Consider the following 13,056-nt stretch of genomic DNA (forward strand, 5'->3'; position numbering starts at 1 on the left):
AACAAGAATTGCTCGTTAAAAATTAAATGAAACACATAAAATACATATTCGTTTTAACCCTTTTCGTTTCAATGTCAAGCTGCGGATTTTATTCGTTTACCGGAGCATCTATCTCGCCAGACACTAAAACCTTTCAGGTAAATCGTTTTGAAAATAATTCCCTTTTAGTAGAACCTGGCTTGGAGCTTACTTTCAGAAATACAATGATTGCTATTTTGGAGAATCAAACCAATTTAAATAATGTAAACTCCAACGGCGATATAGTATATGAAGGGGAAATTACCGAGTATCGCATATCTCCAACAACGTCATCAACGCAAGGCAATACTTTTACTGCCGCGCAAAACCGTTTAACTATTTCGGTAAAGGTTCACTTTTATGATAAAAATGACCCCGAAGCAGAGTTTGATCAAACGTTTTCATTTTTCCACGATTACGAAGGTTCAGCACAATTATCAGGTTCAGTAAAAGATACTGCAATAGAAGAAATTTTCGAACGTATAACACAAGATATTTTTAATGCCTCTTTGGCGAAATGGTAAGCACCTTGAATAGTCACGATTTCACATCCTTATTGCAAAACCCGCAACAGATTACGCCTCAAAAAACTGAGGAATTGAAATCTATTATTCAAAAACACCCTTATTTTCAATCGGCAAGGGCGCTGTACCTTAAAGGCTTAAAGCAGCAAGAAAGTACTACATATAACCAAGCTTTAAAAATTACGGCTGCTTATACTACCGACAGAAGTATTCTGTTCGACTTCATCACTTCAGATGTTTTTATTCAAAATGAAATTTCCAAAATCATTAAACAAAATACAATTTACCTTAATGATATTAATGTAAGTGAAGATGATATTTCAGTTAGTAAGAGCCTGCAAGTAGACGACCAATTAAAACAACAGATAAAAGACACAACTGGTGTTTTAGACCCCCAGCTTTTTCAACCAAAAGACCCTACAGAAGTAAGAACTATTCATTTTAAGTTAGATGAATCTGACGTTATTGAAAACGCAACCGAGGAAACAAAAACTCAGGAAGCATCTGCCGAAGATATTTTAAATCTTGGCAAGCCTTTACAATTTGATAAACGTGAGACGCACTCCTTCAATGAGTGGCTAAAATTAACACGCTTAAAACCTATACAAAGAGCTTCAGAACCGAAACACGACATATCAAAATCTGATATTGAAAAAGTATCTAAAAACGAGATTATTGATAAGTTTATTGCCGAAAACCCTAAAATAACACCTGTAAAATCGTTTGCCCCAAAAGAAAATTTAGCAAAAGCTAGAACAAGGCAACCAGAAACCTTAATGACAGAGACTTTAGCTCGTATTTATCTAGAGCAAAAAAACTATAAAAAAGCGATTCAATCTTATAAAATTTTAAGTTTGAAATATCCAGAAAAAAGTAGTTTCTTTGCAAACCAAATTAAGGCAATAGAACAATTACAAGAAAATAATAAATAAGAAATAATGGGTACGTTTACAATATTTTTAATCCTTATCGTAGTTGTAGCGTTTTTACTTGTGGTAGTAATAATGGTACAGAATCCTAAAGGAGGTGGATTATCTTCATCTTTTGGTGGCGGTGGCACACAGCAATTAGGTGGCGTAAAAAAGACTACAGACTTTTTAGACAAGAGCACGTGGACTTTAGCAACCTTACTTTTGGTACTTATTTTAGTATCCAATGTTGCCATTGGTACAGATGAAGGCACAACAGACTCGAAAGCATTAGATACTGATGCTCAAACTGCACAGCCTTTACCAACAGCTCCTGCAGCATTGCCTGCACCAGTAGATACCGGAACTACAGCAACAGATTCTACAGGAAGCAATTAATGTAGCAATTAAAAGAAAACATAAAAGAGCCAACTTATTTGAGTTGGCTTTTTTTATGTCAGATAAGAGGTATACTGGCAAACAAATGAATCAAGGTGTCGAGTTTTTATTCTAAACATCATTAATGCGCCATTTTTTGCCTAACATTTTGCACTTTTCTTGAAACAATACAGCACTATTTCTGCAAGTTTGTCAGTTATCTTGTCATGGCACATTTTTAGCTTAATGCTAAGCATTAATTAATAACCTAAATAATAAAAATATAAAACAAAATGGGAGTAAACATTAAACCATTAGCAGACAGAGTTCTTATTGAGCCTGCTGCCGCTGAGACAAAAACAGCATCAGGAATTATTATTCCAGACAACGCTAAGGAAAAACCACAAAAAGGAACCGTTGTAGCTGCCGGACCTGGCACAAAAGACGAACCAATTACGGTTAAAGTTGGCGACACCGTTTTATATGGCAAATACGCCGGCACCGAATTAAAGCTAGACGGCAACGATTATTTAATCATGCGTGAAAGCGATATTTTAGCAATTGTATAATTTCAAATTCCAAAAGAAACAAAAACTAAATTCCAAAAATCACTCAAACGTAAAATACTATAAATTCCTTTTTGGAATTTAGTATTTGAATATTGAGATTTAAAAATTTTAAACAAAATTTTTCATTATGGCAAAAGACATAAAATTTGATATTGAAGCACGCGACGGTTTAAAACGTGGCGTAGATGCGTTAGCAAATGCAGTAAAAGTAACATTAGGTCCTAAAGGACGTAATGTAATAATCAGCAAAAGTTTTGGAGCCCCTCAGGTAACAAAAGATGGCGTTTCTGTAGCTAAAGAAATAGAGTTAGATGATGCTCATGAAAACATGGGCGCACAAATGGTAAAAGAAGTAGCCTCTAAAACCAACGATTTGGCTGGTGATGGTACTACTACAGCTACAGTTTTAGCACAAGCCATCGTAAAAGAAGGCTTAAAAAATGTTGCTTCTGGTGCTAACCCAATGGATTTAAAAAGAGGAATTGATAAAGCTGTTGAAGCAATTACTGCTGATCTTGAAAAGCAATCAAAACAAGTTGGTAACTCTTCTGAAAAAATAAAGCAAGTTGCAGCTATTTCAGCAAATAATGATGATACCATTGGTGAATTAATTGCTCAAGCTTTTACTAAAGTTGGTAAAGAAGGTGTTATTACTGTTGAAGAAGCAAAAGGTATGGAAACATACGTTGATGTTGTTGAAGGTATGCAGTTTGATAGAGGATACTTATCACCTTACTTTGTTACTGATGCAGATAAAATGATTGCTGATTTAGAAAATCCATACATTTTATTATTCGATAAGAAAATTTCAAACTTACAAGAAATTCTACCTATACTGGAGCCTGTGGCACAATCTGGTCGTCCATTATTAATCATTGCTGAAGATGTTGATGGACAAGCCTTAGCTACTTTAGTTGTTAACAAACTACGTGGTGGTTTAAAAATTGCTGCAGTTAAAGCTCCTGGTTTTGGAGACAGACGTAAAGCAATGCTTGAAGATATTGCTATCTTAACTGGTGGTACAGTAATTTCTGAAGAAAGAGGATTTACTTTAGAAAATGCAGATTTAAGCATGTTAGGAACTGCTGAAACTGTAACTGTGGATAAAGACAATACAACAATTGTTAACGGTTCTGGTAAAGCTGCTGACATTAAAGCTAGAGTAAACCAAATTAAAGCTCAGATTGAAACGACTACTTCAGATTATGACAAAGAGAAGTTACAAGAGCGTTTAGCTAAATTGGCTGGTGGTGTTGCAGTATTGTATGTTGGTGCTGCTTCTGAAGTTGAAATGAAAGAAAAGAAAGACCGTGTTGATGATGCTTTACATGCTACTCGTGCAGCTGTAGAAGAAGGTATTGTTGCCGGTGGTGGTGTAGCATTAGTTAGAGCTAAATCTGTGTTGGCTAAATTAACTACAGATAATTTAGACGAAACTACCGGTGTACAAATCGTAAATAAAGCTATTGAATCGCCATTAAGAACTATTGTTGAAAACGCAGGAGGTGAAGGCTCTGTAGTAATCAATAAGGTTTTAGAAGGTAAAAAAGACTTCGGTTACGATGCAAAATCTGAGGAATATGTTGACATGCTAAAAGCTGGTATCATCGATCCTAAGAAAGTAACTCGTATTGCTTTAGAAAATGCCGCTTCTGTTGCTGGTATGATTCTGACTACTGAGTGCGCTTTAATCGACATTAAAGAAGATGCGCCTGCAATGCCTCCTATGGGCGGTGGCGGAATGCCAGGAATGATGTAATGGCGAATTACTAATGATATGCATCTCACTCTTAATTATAAGAGTAGACATCAATATTTAGAAAACGCTTCCAAATTATGGAAGCGTTTTTTTATTCATGAATATTTCATAGTTTAAAAACGCACAATTATTAAAAACATTCAAAGTATGATCAGGTACTTAATGTTAAAAAAAGCAAGCTAGCGAACGTGTTATAAAGAGCTATAATAGCTTAATAAATATTATTTCAGTCAAATTAAATTCGAACTAGATTCCAATTAAACTTTTCAATAAAAAAATAGTCTTAAATAGAACTTACAATCCTTTTATGCTCAGGAAGCTATTTTTTTTAATACTGTTTGTCTGCACCATAAATTATACTTTTTGTCAGACTGAAATTATTGGAATTCTAATTAATACTGAAAAACTGCCTATTGAATTTGCTTCAGTAGCACTTTTAAATCCTAAAGACTCTACTTTGGTCAATTATACGATTACGGACGATAAAGGTTTTTTTAGAATTATAGAACCTAAACAAACTACGGTTGTGTTTCAAGCTTCTTCAATGGGATTCAAACAATTCTACAGAACCATTAAACTGGAAGGAGAAATCATTGACTTAAAATCGATAATATTAAAAGATGATATAAACGCTCTGGACGAGATAATGATTTCTGCTGTTATCCCCATCCAAATTAAACAGGACACAGTAGCATATAATGCAAGTTCGTTTAAAGTGAACTCCGATGACACCTTGGAATCTCTTCTTGAAAAACTACCCAATGTAGAAATTGATTCGGATGGAAAAGTTATAGCGCAAGGTGAACAAGTTACTAGAATATTTGTAGATGGTAAGGAATTTTTTGGAGGTGACCCTGCCATTGTACTAAAAAATTTATCAGCCGACGCTATCTCTAAAGTTGAAGTTATTGACAAAAAAAGTGATGAAGCAGAATTGACAGGTGTTGACGATGGAAACAAACAAGTAATCATCAACTTTTCACTTAAAAAAAATAGAAAAAATCAGGGTTTTGGCAAATTCTCGATAGGCTCTGGTTTAGACAGTCGCTATTTTAGCAATCTAAACTATAACCGCTTTAATTCTAAAACCCAAATATCGGTTGTTGGGAAATTCAACAATATAAATGTTACAGGCTCTAACATTAAGGGATTTTTAGAAAACGCTAACGGTATTGGCGACGACTCAGACGATGAAGTAAACAGTTTTGAAAACAATAGAAGTTTAAGTGGATTTTTAACTACTGGAGTTACTGGAATTCATGTTGGTCATGAATTCAAAAAAAAGCAATCGTTAAATACAGACTATTTTTATAATTATCTTAATAACAAAGGACTATCATTAGTTAACCGTATTAATTTTGCTAGTAGAAATAACTTCAATTTTAATTCTGATAATAATTTCGATAACACCACAAGCAACCATAATTTCAATTTTAACTATGAAGACAAATCGCATAAAACGCACACGATAAGAATAACAGGTTCCATTAATTCAGACGATCGAAAAAATTTGCTAGACAGACAGGGTAGGTTTATAAACGACATGGACGAACTTATAACTACCAATACTTTAGATCTAGAAACTAATAACGAGAGACACCGCGCAAATATTTCAGCGAATTTCTATAAACGGCTACAAAAAAGAGGCAGAAATTTTAATGTTGGGGTTAACGTTAGATTTAATAATAGAATTTTAGACAATAGCCAAAACACACTTATAACTCGAAATATAGGGCAGCCTGACGAAAGACAAACCGAACGTTTTACATATAGAGATGAAGACACCGAAAACACTCAACTTATATACCATGTTAATTATTCTGAACCTCTTTGGGCAAATAATTATTTGAAAATAAGAGGTATGGTACGTAATTTAAATGATGTTGAGAATGCATTTCAATTAAGAAATAACATTGACAATAACGATGAAGAAATTTTCAACTTTAAATTCGAAAATACTGAAAGACGCTTTCAAACTAGAATTTTACACAACTACAGTAAGGACAAGTGGTTTTTATCTTATGGTACCGAATTAGAAGAATTAAATAGAATTTTTGGCGCCGAGGGAGAATTACCCATACGTAAAACTCAATTTTACTTTAACCCTTTGGCTACTATTCAATACAAACCTAAGCGTGGCATAAAACATAGATTTGCCTACAGGAGGCAAATAAGAAGCCCGAGGTCTCAACAGATTACTACAGTAGTTAATAATTTAAATCCCTTTTTTATAAGAAAAGGAAATCCAAATTTGAAAACGGAAAAAACGGACATATTCGCTTTAAATACTGTTATAAATAGCTTTAAATCTTCTTTAAATTTTTATTCAAAAATTGAGTTTCAGTATGTAAGAGATGCTATTGTTTCTAATGTTGTGATTGACGAGGATTTTGTACGAAACAGAACTTATGATAACGTTAAAAATACAAAACGTCTTAATACTACAGTAAGTTTTAGTAAAAAAATAAAAAAATTAGGAATTCGTTATACTCTAAAAAATGTAAATACATACGCAACAAGCAATGCTGTAGTGAATTTAGAATTGAACGATGTAACTTCAGAAGATTATTTGTTTAGTCTTACATTTGAAAATTCCAATAAAACTAATTTTGACATAAAAACTGGCGCCTCAATCAATGTCAATAACACAGCTTTTTCCTTAGTTGATGACCTAGACCGGCAATTTTCTCGCCAGCAATATTTTGCAGCATTTGATTTTGATATAACTGCACAACTAAATCTGAGTACACAATTAGATTATTTTATTTTTAAAGATAATCGGTTTAACAGTAATCAAGAATTACCTATATGGAATGCTGCATTATCATATTCTTTTTCAAGAAATAATATTCTAAAAATATTATTAATTGATATTTTAGATAAAAATGTGGATATTTTTCGCCGAAGTACCGTAAACTATTTTGAAGAAACTACAACTGAAAGTTTAGGGCGTTACGTTATTTTAAGCTATACATATAAATTAAATGGAGGCAAAAAACAGGAAAGAAACAAGAAGAGTTAGTATTTAAATTCAACCTGCTCGCAAAATCTTTTCCATTTTTCTTCCTTTAGCCAATTCATCAACCAACTTATCTAAGTAACGGCATTTTTTTGTTAATTCGTTATCAATTTCTTCAATGCGATAGCCACAAATAACGCCTTTAATTAATTCAGCATTTGGATTAATTTCGGCCTCATCAAAAAATTCTTCAAAAGTTACGTTTCGGCCTATTAGCTCTTGGATTTTGTTCTCATCAAAACCAGTTAACCATTCAATTACCTTATGCAACTCTTCTTTAGTTCTTCCCTTTTTCTCTACTTTTGTTACATAGTGGGGATAGACTGAAAAGAACTTCATTGTTCTTATGCGCTCATTATGTTCTGGTGTTGTTATCATATTCAAAGTTTTTAGTTAGTTATACCAAACCGCGTAACCTTTTCTTCTTAATTCCAAAGCTAAAATTTGTTCCATTTTTAGAGCTTCTTGTCTTGATACCATAGGAGCTATATGATTGTACAAACTAGGTCTTAGATACGAACCATATTTTTCAACAATATTAGAAGCTATTTTATAGCCTTTTTTATTTGTATGACCAGTTTTATGTTGTAAGAATCGCTCTTTAGGTGTTTTACTCGTCATACCAACATACAAACATTCTAGCACACCATTAAACTGCGGATTAGCCAATCGAAACTTGGTGTTTTCTGTAAAAACACGTTTTTTTAATTCTATAACATAAATACGGTATTCGGTTTTGGGCATTATTTGCTTAGAACACTAAATTAAGATTTATCCTTTTGATCGTGCGCGCCTTTCACTTCTTCATCACGATACTTACAACACCCATGCACTTTAGCATAAGCCTGGTCAGTAGCTTTGGCGTTTTTTGTATCATGGCCGGCAGCTAAAACTTCATGTTCTATAGTATTTAAGTCTGTTTTACGTTCATCAAAAATTAATTTCAACTCGTGCGTATCTATATTCCAGTCGGCCCATTTTACCCCTTTGGTATTTAAGCATGCTTTTTCTATTCGTGCTTTACACATGCCACAAATACCATCAACTTCCATAGAAGCTTTAGCGTTTTTATTTTGGGCAAAGGTTGTTGTGCCGATTAGCATTAATACTATTATTACTGTATTTTTCATGTTCTTTATTTTTTTTAAGATGCTTTGATTGCGCATAGCGCGACATCTTGATTGTTACTTCTTTTAAATTATGAGATGCTGAAATAACCTCAGCATGACTACGTTGATTTATTTTATACTATAGCGTAAGCCTGCATAATACATACTTCCAAAAATAGGACCATATACAAAGGTAGAATCAAAATTCGCACCAAACGGATCTTCCGACCCGAGAATTGGGTTCGGCTGTCTAACGTTGGTAATATTTTCACCACCTAAATATACTTCAAATTTTGGAGAAAACACTTTAGTGATTTGCGCATTTAAAGTCGCTATGGTCGGTGTACGCTCTGGCAATTGAAACTGCGATGGATTAGTAACTGTTGAGGCGTACCGCTGGTCGCTCAACCAATTGTACGTGGCATCAAACTTCCATTGTGCACCGTTTTTCTTTTGCTTAGTTTCATATCCTGCATTAGCAAATATCCTGTGCTTTGGCGTTAATGGCCTTTCTAAGCGCCCAGAAGTATAATCAGTTTGCACATCATAAAATTTATATGCCATTCGCAGGTCAACGCCTTCAAAAGGATTATAATTTAATTCCGCTTGGAAACTATTTGCAAAGCTCTTCCCATCAAGATTATAAAAATTAATTTCTTGAGGATTTTCCCAATCAACAACTACTTGATTCTTGAAATCGGTCTTATAATAATCTAAAGTGATATCTGCTTTTCGTCCAAAAAGATTAAACCCTTGGAGATAAGACACCCCATAATTCCATGCAATTTCAGGGTCTAAGCCATAGATATTTCCACCTGAATTCAACACATTAATTTTTCTTGAAGTAGAAAATAGCTGTTGATTCTCTGCAAAAATATTAGCACTTCTCTTTCCCCTTCCAAAGGAGGCCCTAAAAGCAGATTTACTCCAAGGCGAATAACGCACATGTAGGCGAGGCGTAATAAAAGTTCCCAATAAATTATGGTAATCTACACGTAAACCTGCAGTGATATTAAACAATTCTAAATTATCGTGGCTATACTCAAAAAAAGCACCAACAGCGTTTTCGGTTCTTTCATAATCTGTAGTATTTACAAACTCATTGTAATGGTCGTAAGTATAGCTAACTCCTGTTTTAATTTTGTGACGTGAGTCGCTAATTATAGAATTGTAAATAGCGTTAGTGTACAAACTATTATGGGTTATATCATAAGTGTTTAGCCCAAAATAAGACTCTTGTTTATGGCTACTAAACGCTGTTTGCACACCAAAACTTTGCCATGGCACTTCTGGATTTATATAACCGAATTTTGCAGAAACTTCATAACGTTTAGTATCAATTTCGCTCCCCCAACTATTCATAGTTAGTCTATCGGTGTCAGGATTAAAATTTAATTCTCCTGTTTGTTTTTCATCATTTAAAAATTTCAAATTTATAAAACTTACAAAACCTTTTTGATTATCAATGTATTGCCAACGGTTCATAAGATTGATTTGATTAAACAAAGGCATATCTAAAAAACCATCATCATTTACATCATGCTTCCTGTTTTGCGTGTTACCGTGTATGTACAAACCTGTATGCCATCTATCACTTACTTTGGTATTAATATGTGTATTAAGCTCTAACCGCTCACTCGTAGCAGCGTATAGGTTTACAAATAGTTTATCGTCTGTTGAAGGTTTTACCAATTCTGTATTGATTTGTCCCGCAATACTTTCAAAACCGTTAACAACACTCCCTGCACCTTTGGTTATTTGAATACTTTCTACCCAAGTTCCTGGAATAAAACTCAGCCCATATGCCTGCGACGCTCCTCGAATGGATGGAATATTTTCAGTTGAAATCAATATGTACGGACTTGTTAAACCTAACATTTTAATTTGTCGCGTTCCTGAAATAGCATCAGCGAAATTTACGTCTATAGACGGGTTGGTCTCAAAACTTTCTGAAAGGTTACAACAAGCCGCTTTAAGCAATTCATCACTGCTTACTGTTATAATATTTTGAGATGCTAAATAAGACTTTGCGGTGGTTTGCTTTCTTGAAGTTATTATAACCTCATCTAAATCATCATTAGATTTTAGATAATGACGTATAAATTTTGGCGCATTAATCGTTATCGTATCGGTTTTGTATCCTACATAACTTACTATCAATTTTTTAAATTCTTCAGTATAAGGAATAGTAAACGTTCCGTCGATATCAGTAACGGTTCCAACTTCGGTATTTAGCCAGTACACATTCGCTCCTGCTAAACCAATATCTTGTGTTGTATTATTTGCTTCCATTATTTTTCCAGATATTTTCTCTTGTGAAAATCCGAATAAAGGCAGTAGTAAAATTAAAACTATAAATTGTTTCATGGTATGTCTATTATCTGGTCGAGTCATTTCTTTCTTTGAAAAATTATATCGAAAACCTTTTAGGTTTTTGACACAATTCCGCAAAAAACAGCATCACTCGAAGTGATATTTATTTGTATAAGTTAATTAGCATAATAATTGCCATCACAATCATAATACTGTTTTCAATAAAAGTTGCTTTGGTCATGGGGAGTTTTAAAGCAGTTCCCAAACAGGCACATTGGATGGATTTTTTATCTATCAGCGTTTTAGTGACGCCTATAGTGGTAATCCCTAGAATCACAAGGGTTACTGCCAAAGCAATTGGAATTTCTATTCGCATTAAAAATAAAAGACCGAGCACCACTTCAATAAACGGATAAATCCATCCATAAACGGGCACAACTTTAGCTAGTGGATCGTACATTCTAAAAGATTCTGGGAATCCTTTTAAATCCAATAACTTAAAAAAACTGAAGACAATATAAAACAAGCCCATAAAATCGAGCATAAAACCATTGCCGTCCCACGGTTTTATATTTAATAAAATAGAGGCTATAGTAATGTAGCCAAATATTAAAAACAATGGAAACAGCTGTTGTAAATCGCTTTTATCTTCAACCCTAACTTCCGGAGCGTTATTGAAAATATTCTTCTCTGAAATGCTGTATTTATCAGAAAGCGTATTTTGTAATATGTTGATTGAAATGTGTTCAGACATTTCAATGGTTGCCTCAGATGTTTCTAAGTTAACCGAAGCATTTGACACTTCTGGAAGTGCATTCAAAGCGTCTTCCACAGAAGCTTTGCATCCGTTACAGGTCATGCCTGTAACTGTATATGTATGTTTCATGATATTTTTTTAATTTATAAAATTTTGAATAACTAATAGCTTCTGAAACACGTTCAGAATGACAAAACTTTACAAAATCAAATCAAGAATACTTGGTCTAGTATCTGAATATCGTAAACCAAATTTGGAGGTGAATAATCTTTGTGAGGAATAATTGGTTTAGGCAAGCTTTCAAAACCATGGATGTAGGACTGTATAAAAGCTACCAAGAACTGTTGCTGTTCTATATCTAAATCTTCAAAAGAAGGACTTTTTAATTCATCCTGTCCTTCCACTACATCTACTTCATCCTTACAGCAGGTTTTCTTTTGCACCATTTCCATAGATTCCATGCCGCATTTTTCAGCTTCCGTGAATAAAGAAACATCTACTAGGGTTTCACCACAGTAGTGTTTTTCAACAGTAAAGGATACCGTTGAGAACAACACCAAAAGTGCCATACTCACCGAAAATACTTTATGTAATAGTTGCTGCATCACTTTGCAAAATTACAAAAATCGAGACACTTGGGTTTAACTTTATCAAACCATTAACACTCACTTAGTGATTTTATGATAATAAAATGCTGGTAACAACAAGATTAAAAGCAATGGCTGAATTAAAAACCTACGGATGTTAAAGAACAAATAATACTCCTCCTGTTTTGGGTTGGTTATAAAGTATAAAAAAAGTAACATCAAAATAATAAATGCAATACCATAGACCATAGCGGAAAACTTAATGATACTTACTTCTTTAAATACAACATATAAAATCCCTAAAGAAATTGCACTATTTAAAGCATAACGTAATGCTGTAAAACCTACTAACTTAACAACCTCTCGTCTGGGACTATCTAAATACAAATAATCATTCTGAAAAAACGTCAAATAAGGATCGTAAAACAAGGTATCTTCGAAAAAGCGTATCAAAATCAATAGCCCAAATAAGACTACAAGCAATATGTATGTTATAGGTTTAGACATGTTTTTGTTTTAATTTAGAAAATCTATTTACCCAAAACACCCAAAGTAAAAATACCATACCGTAAATAATTGCTGGAAACACAACGGTATGCAATACATCCTCGTATTCTGGATAATGGTATAAGCCCATAGCCAACAGTACGATTCTAATAAGGTTTACGGCATAAACCAAAACGCTTCCAGAGAGAATATAGAAAAACGTTGTTTTTAAATTCCCTGAAAATGCTACGATAAACGACAGAAACAAAATAATAACACTTACAGCATTACAACCCTCTATAATCCGCGCCAAATACCTGTCGTTAACCAACAGTTTCATAGAAGCTTCTTTGGGATGTGGTAATACTTTGGCATCATAGCCTAATGTATCTAAAACCGCCTCGCTTTGTCTGGCTACCAAGTTGGTTAAGTAATCTGGATAATACATGGAACCATCAGAAAATTGTAAATAAAACTTATAACAAACGGTTAAAATAATATACACCAACAAAAATGTAAGAATGAATTTTATAACCGATTTGTATTTTATAATAAGTGCCTTCAACTATTCTCAAAATGAATTCCGAAATTACACCTTTTTAAATACTTTTGCCAAAACTTTATGCAGA

The 13,056-nt window shown here is 33.6% G+C and carries 14 protein-coding genes; 6 read left to right on the forward strand and 8 right to left on the reverse strand.

The features are described 5' to 3' along the window. Window positions 1-26 precede the first annotated feature (26 nt). The 6 genes from BMY39_RS14365 to BMY39_RS14390 all read left to right on the forward strand — a co-directional run bounded on the left by BMY39_RS14365 (window position 27) and on the right by BMY39_RS14390 (window position 7,178). A complete protein-coding gene (locus tag BMY39_RS14365) occupies window positions 27-542 on the forward strand; it encodes an LptE family protein (protein WP_092580914.1) in 516 nt (171 codons plus the stop codon). A gap of 5 nt (window positions 543-547) precedes the next feature. After that, window positions 548-1,474 (forward strand): hypothetical protein, encoded by a 927-nt coding sequence (locus BMY39_RS14370; protein ID WP_092581027.1) that lies wholly within the window; start codon window positions 548-550, stop codon window positions 1,472-1,474. A 6-nt stretch (window positions 1,475-1,480) separates the two neighbouring features. Next, window positions 1,481-1,849: a preprotein translocase subunit SecG gene (gene secG / locus BMY39_RS14375; RefSeq protein WP_092580916.1), complete on the forward strand. Its 369-nt coding sequence runs from the start codon at window positions 1,481-1,483 to the stop codon at window positions 1,847-1,849. Between the two features lie 272 nt (window positions 1,850-2,121). Beyond that, the gene (locus tag BMY39_RS14380; protein ID WP_092580918.1) at window positions 2,122-2,397 is read left to right on the forward strand and encodes a co-chaperone GroES; all 276 of its coding nucleotides are present in this window, start codon (window positions 2,122-2,124) and stop codon (window positions 2,395-2,397) included. A 127-nt stretch (window positions 2,398-2,524) separates the two neighbouring features. Beyond that, window positions 2,525-4,156: a chaperonin GroEL gene (groL, locus tag BMY39_RS14385; protein ID WP_092580920.1), complete on the forward strand. Its 1,632-nt coding sequence runs from the start codon at window positions 2,525-2,527 to the stop codon at window positions 4,154-4,156. A gap of 307 nt (window positions 4,157-4,463) precedes the next feature. Continuing rightward, window positions 4,464-7,178, forward strand: coding sequence for an outer membrane beta-barrel protein (locus BMY39_RS14390; RefSeq protein ID WP_092580922.1), 2,715 nt, complete (start codon window positions 4,464-4,466; stop codon window positions 7,176-7,178). 9 nt (window positions 7,179-7,187) lie between these two features. On the opposite strand, the gene BMY39_RS14395 is transcribed toward BMY39_RS14390, so the two are convergent. The 8 genes from BMY39_RS14395 to xrtF form a co-directional block, all read right to left on the reverse strand. Beyond that, window positions 7,188-7,553 (reverse strand): DUF2200 domain-containing protein, encoded by a 366-nt coding sequence (locus BMY39_RS14395; protein WP_092580924.1) that lies wholly within the window; start codon window positions 7,551-7,553, stop codon window positions 7,188-7,190. 15 nt (window positions 7,554-7,568) lie between these two features. Further along, window positions 7,569-7,919 (reverse strand): ribose-5-phosphate isomerase, encoded by a 351-nt coding sequence (locus BMY39_RS14400; RefSeq protein WP_092580926.1) that lies wholly within the window; start codon window positions 7,917-7,919, stop codon window positions 7,569-7,571. A gap of 20 nt (window positions 7,920-7,939) precedes the next feature. Beyond that, complete coding sequence (locus BMY39_RS14405) at window positions 7,940-8,305, reverse strand: heavy-metal-associated domain-containing protein (RefSeq protein WP_092581029.1); 366 nt, start codon at window positions 8,303-8,305, stop codon at window positions 7,940-7,942. 108 nt (window positions 8,306-8,413) lie between these two features. Continuing rightward, window positions 8,414-10,651: a TonB-dependent receptor gene (locus BMY39_RS14410; protein WP_092581031.1), complete on the reverse strand. Its 2,238-nt coding sequence runs from the start codon at window positions 10,649-10,651 to the stop codon at window positions 8,414-8,416. Window positions 10,652-10,760: 109 nt separating this feature from the next. Continuing rightward, window positions 10,761-11,483 (reverse strand): heavy-metal-associated domain-containing protein, encoded by a 723-nt coding sequence (locus BMY39_RS14415; protein ID WP_092580928.1) that lies wholly within the window; start codon window positions 11,481-11,483, stop codon window positions 10,761-10,763. A gap of 77 nt (window positions 11,484-11,560) precedes the next feature. Next, window positions 11,561-11,959 carry an HYC_CC_PP family protein gene (locus BMY39_RS14420; protein ID WP_092580930.1) on the reverse strand — a complete coding sequence of 133 codons (399 nt, stop codon included), beginning with the start codon at window positions 11,957-11,959 and terminating at the stop codon, window positions 11,561-11,563. Between the two features lie 60 nt (window positions 11,960-12,019). Then, a complete protein-coding gene (locus tag BMY39_RS14425) occupies window positions 12,020-12,448 on the reverse strand; it encodes an exosortase F system-associated membrane protein (protein WP_092580932.1) in 429 nt (142 codons plus the stop codon). After that, window positions 12,441-12,992, reverse strand: coding sequence for an exosortase family protein XrtF (gene xrtF, locus BMY39_RS14430; RefSeq protein ID WP_092580934.1), 552 nt, complete (start codon window positions 12,990-12,992; stop codon window positions 12,441-12,443). The genes BMY39_RS14425 and xrtF overlap by 8 nt, the downstream gene beginning before the upstream one ends. Window positions 12,993-13,056 lie beyond the last annotated feature (64 nt).

The sequence above is a fragment of the Hyunsoonleella jejuensis genome (assembly GCF_900111025.1).
Lineage (GTDB): Bacteria > Bacteroidota > Bacteroidia > Flavobacteriales > Flavobacteriaceae > Jejuia > Jejuia jejuensis.

Coding starts and splice junctions, on each gene's coding strand:
- BMY39_RS14380 (WP_092580918.1), top strand. CDS start 2,122: ATGGGAGTAAACATTAAACCATTAGCAGACAGAGTTCTTATTGAGCCT.
- BMY39_RS14365 (WP_092580914.1), top strand. CDS start 27: ATGAAACACATAAAATACATATTCGTTTTAACCCTTTTCGTTTCAATG.
- BMY39_RS14390 (WP_092580922.1), top strand. CDS start 4,464: ATGCTCAGGAAGCTATTTTTTTTAATACTGTTTGTCTGCACCATAAAT.
- BMY39_RS14420 (WP_092580930.1), bottom strand. CDS start 11,959: ATGCAGCAACTATTACATAAAGTATTTTCGGTGAGTATGGCACTTTTG.
- groL (WP_092580920.1), top strand. CDS start 2,525: ATGGCAAAAGACATAAAATTTGATATTGAAGCACGCGACGGTTTAAAA.
- BMY39_RS14405 (WP_092581029.1), bottom strand. CDS start 8,305: ATGAAAAATACAGTAATAATAGTATTAATGCTAATCGGCACAACAACC.
- BMY39_RS14400 (WP_092580926.1), bottom strand. CDS start 7,919: ATGCCCAAAACCGAATACCGTATTTATGTTATAGAATTAAAAAAACGT.
- BMY39_RS14395 (WP_092580924.1), bottom strand. CDS start 7,553: ATGATAACAACACCAGAACATAATGAGCGCATAAGAACAATGAAGTTC.
- secG (WP_092580916.1), top strand. CDS start 1,481: ATGGGTACGTTTACAATATTTTTAATCCTTATCGTAGTTGTAGCGTTT.
- BMY39_RS14415 (WP_092580928.1), bottom strand. CDS start 11,483: ATGAAACATACATATACAGTTACAGGCATGACCTGTAACGGATGCAAA.
- BMY39_RS14425 (WP_092580932.1), bottom strand. CDS start 12,448: ATGTCTAAACCTATAACATACATATTGCTTGTAGTCTTATTTGGGCTA.
- BMY39_RS14410 (WP_092581031.1), bottom strand. CDS start 10,651: ATGAAACAATTTATAGTTTTAATTTTACTACTGCCTTTATTCGGATTT.